This is a genomic window from Kocuria sp., from assembly GCF_030536815.1.
In the GTDB taxonomy this organism is placed as follows: Bacteria; Actinomycetota; Actinomycetes; order Actinomycetales; family Micrococcaceae; genus Kocuria; species Kocuria gwangalliensis.
In genome coordinates this window covers 1-2,698 of the sequence record NZ_JAUNPE010000232.1, presented here as the reverse complement: position 1 = coordinate 2,698, position 2,698 = coordinate 1, and the positions used below count along the sequence as shown (strand labels likewise).

Below are 2,698 nucleotides of genomic sequence, written 5' to 3'. Positions count from 1 at the left end.
TCGTTGGGGTCAGCGTGCATGTGGAGCCTCCGGGAACATTGGAAATAGCAAAACTTTTTATCACTGTAAATGCGGCGGCTCGATGTGGGGACCCTCGGGCCACGAGAATGTGAGGCAGGCGCAATGGAATCCAATGGCGGAGCGGTGACGGATCGAGAACTTCGAACCGTGGAATCCGCGGTTTCGAAACGGGACTTCGATCGGGTGACGCAGGCCGTTGAGGCATTGCCGGCGGGGCGGGTGGTTGAACTCCTGGAACGACTGGGCGTGCGTGACCGCGCGCTCGTCTACCGGATGCTGCCCAAGGACCGCGCGTCCGTGGTGTTCGAACGCCTGGATGCTCCGCTGCAGAAGGAGCTTGTGGTGGGGCTTCAGGACGAGGATGTCGCCGGCATCTTCGCTTCTCTGGGCCCCGACGATCGTGCCCGATTGATCGATGAACTTCCCGCCGCGGTGGCCACCCGGTTGTTACGGGACCTCCCCGATGACGAGCGCGAGCTCACCTCCGTGGTCCTGGGGTACCCGGAGCGTTCCATTGGCCGCCGGATGAATCCGGAATGCGTAACCACCCACCCGCACCTGACCGCGGAGGAAAGCCTGCGGCGCATTCGCGGCGGCCTCCAGCGCGCGGAGACCATTTACACGATTCCCGTGACGGACGGCTCCCGGAGCCTGGTGGGTGTCGTGGGCCTGCGACAGTTGATGAGCGCGGATCCCGCAACCCCCGTGGCTGGGCTCATGAGCGAAGCAGACTCTGCCACCGCAACCGAACCGGCAGAAGAAGCCGCCCGACGCTGCGCCGGTCTGCGGTTGCTCGCCTTACCCGTGGTGGACCACGAGGGCCGTCTCGTGGGCATCCTGACCGTCGACGATGCTCTGGACATCCTCGAGAATGCCGAATCCGAGGACCAAGCGCGCATCAGCGGATCCGAGCCACTGCGGCGCCCGTATTTGTCCACGCCGGTGCGCACGCTCGTACAAGCGCGCGTAGTGTGGTTGCTCGTGCTGGCCATCGGGGCCACGCTCACGGTCCAGGTGCTCGAGGTCTTCGAATCCACACTTGAGCAAATGGTGGTGCTGTCCGTGTTCATTCCGCTGCTCATCGGTACGGGCGGCAATACGGGCAACCAGGCGGCCACGTCCATCACCCGCGCGCTCGCGCTGGGGGACGTGCGACCGCGTGACGTGGTGAAAGTGGCCCTGCGAGAATTGCGTGTGGGGGTTTGTCTCGGCTTGCTCCTGGGTACGGCCGGCTTTGTCATTGCGGGCAGCATCTACGGAGCTTCGATCGGCGCCGTCATCGGTCTGACCCTGGCTGCGATCTGCACCCTGGCCGCTACGGTGGGTGGTCTCATGCCCCTGGTCGCCCGCGCCATCAAGGTGGACCCCGCGGTCTTCTCCAACCCCTTCATCACCACGTTCGTGGACGCCATCGGCCTGGTCCTCTACTTCTTCATTGCTCGCGCCATTTTAGGGTTGGGCTAGAAGAGGGCTCAGTGTTGGTCACGCGCTTTATTTTTGGATCCAATGTGCTTATGGTCGATTGAAGGGGATCGCGTCCCAGTCCCGGTCCCACGGGTGATCTGGAGGTTCACGATGAAAGCAGCACGTTTCTACGACCGAGGCGATATTCGGATTGAGGATATTCCCGAGCCCACTGTGGCCGCGGGCGAAGTGGGAATCAAGGTTGCATGGTGCGGTATCTGCGGGACAGACCTGCATGAATACAAGGACGGACCCGTGTTCTGTCCTACTCCCACCACTCCGCACCCCATTTCGGGTGAAACCGCCCCCGTTACCCTCGGGCACGAATTCTCGGGGGTGATCGATGAGCTCGGTGACGGCGTGGACGACTTGGAGGTCGGGCAACACGTGGTGGTCGAGCCCTACATCATTGGCGACGACGTTGATACCGGTCTGGATTCCAAGGACTACCACTTGTCCCCGAACATGAACTTTATTGGCCTGGCCGGTCGTGGCGGTGGCCTGGGGGAGCGCATTGCTGTCAAGCGCCGTTGGGTGCACCCCATCTCCGACTCGGTGAGCCTGGACGAGGCCGCCCTGATTGAGCCCCTGTCCGTGGGGTATCACGCGGTTGAGCGCTCCGGTGCAAAGGCTGGAGATATAGCCGTGGTGGGTGGGGCCGGTCCCATTGGCCTGTTGACCGCCACCGTGCTCAAGGCGCTGGACGTCACCGTGGTGATGTCAGAGCTCTCCCCTCTGCGTCGGGAGAAGGCCCTGGAGACAGGCGTTGCCGACTATGCTCTGGATCCGCGTGAAGTGGACGTGGTTGAGGAAGTGAAGAAGCTCACTGGCGGTAAGGGTGCGGATGTCGCATTCGAGTGCACGTCCGTCCAGGTTGTGCTGGACACTCTCATGGACGCGCTGCGTCCCACCGGAGTGTTGGTGGTCGTGTCGATCTGGGCAGAGCGGTCCAACTTCGATATGCACAAGTTGGTGATGAAGGAAATCGACGTGCGCGGCACTATTGCGTATGTGAATTCGCACCCCGCCACCATCGATCTCGTGGAGTCCGGCAAGATTGATCTGAAACCTTTCATCACCGGAAAGATCGGGTTGGAGGGCCTTGTGGACGAGGGATTCGATACCCTCATTCATCGCAATGAAACGGCGGTCAAAATCCTAGTGTCCCCCTCGGGTGAAGGTTTATAGCTCACCCTGAGAAGGCTCTGGCAGA

The 2,698-nt window shown here is 62.0% G+C and carries 2 protein-coding genes; both read left to right on the top strand.

The features are described from left to right. The first annotated feature begins 123 nt into the window (after window positions 1-123). On the top strand, window positions 124-1,485 hold the full coding sequence (gene mgtE, locus Q4E95_RS12545) for a magnesium transporter (protein ID WP_303383623.1): 1,362 nt from the start codon (window positions 124-126) through the stop codon (window positions 1,483-1,485). Window positions 1,486-1,596: 111 nt separating this feature from the next. Then, the gene (locus Q4E95_RS12540; protein ID WP_303383622.1) at window positions 1,597-2,673 is read left to right on the top strand and encodes a 2,3-butanediol dehydrogenase; all 1,077 of its coding nucleotides are present in this window, start codon (window positions 1,597-1,599) and stop codon (window positions 2,671-2,673) included. Window positions 2,674-2,698: the final 25 nt, after the last annotated feature.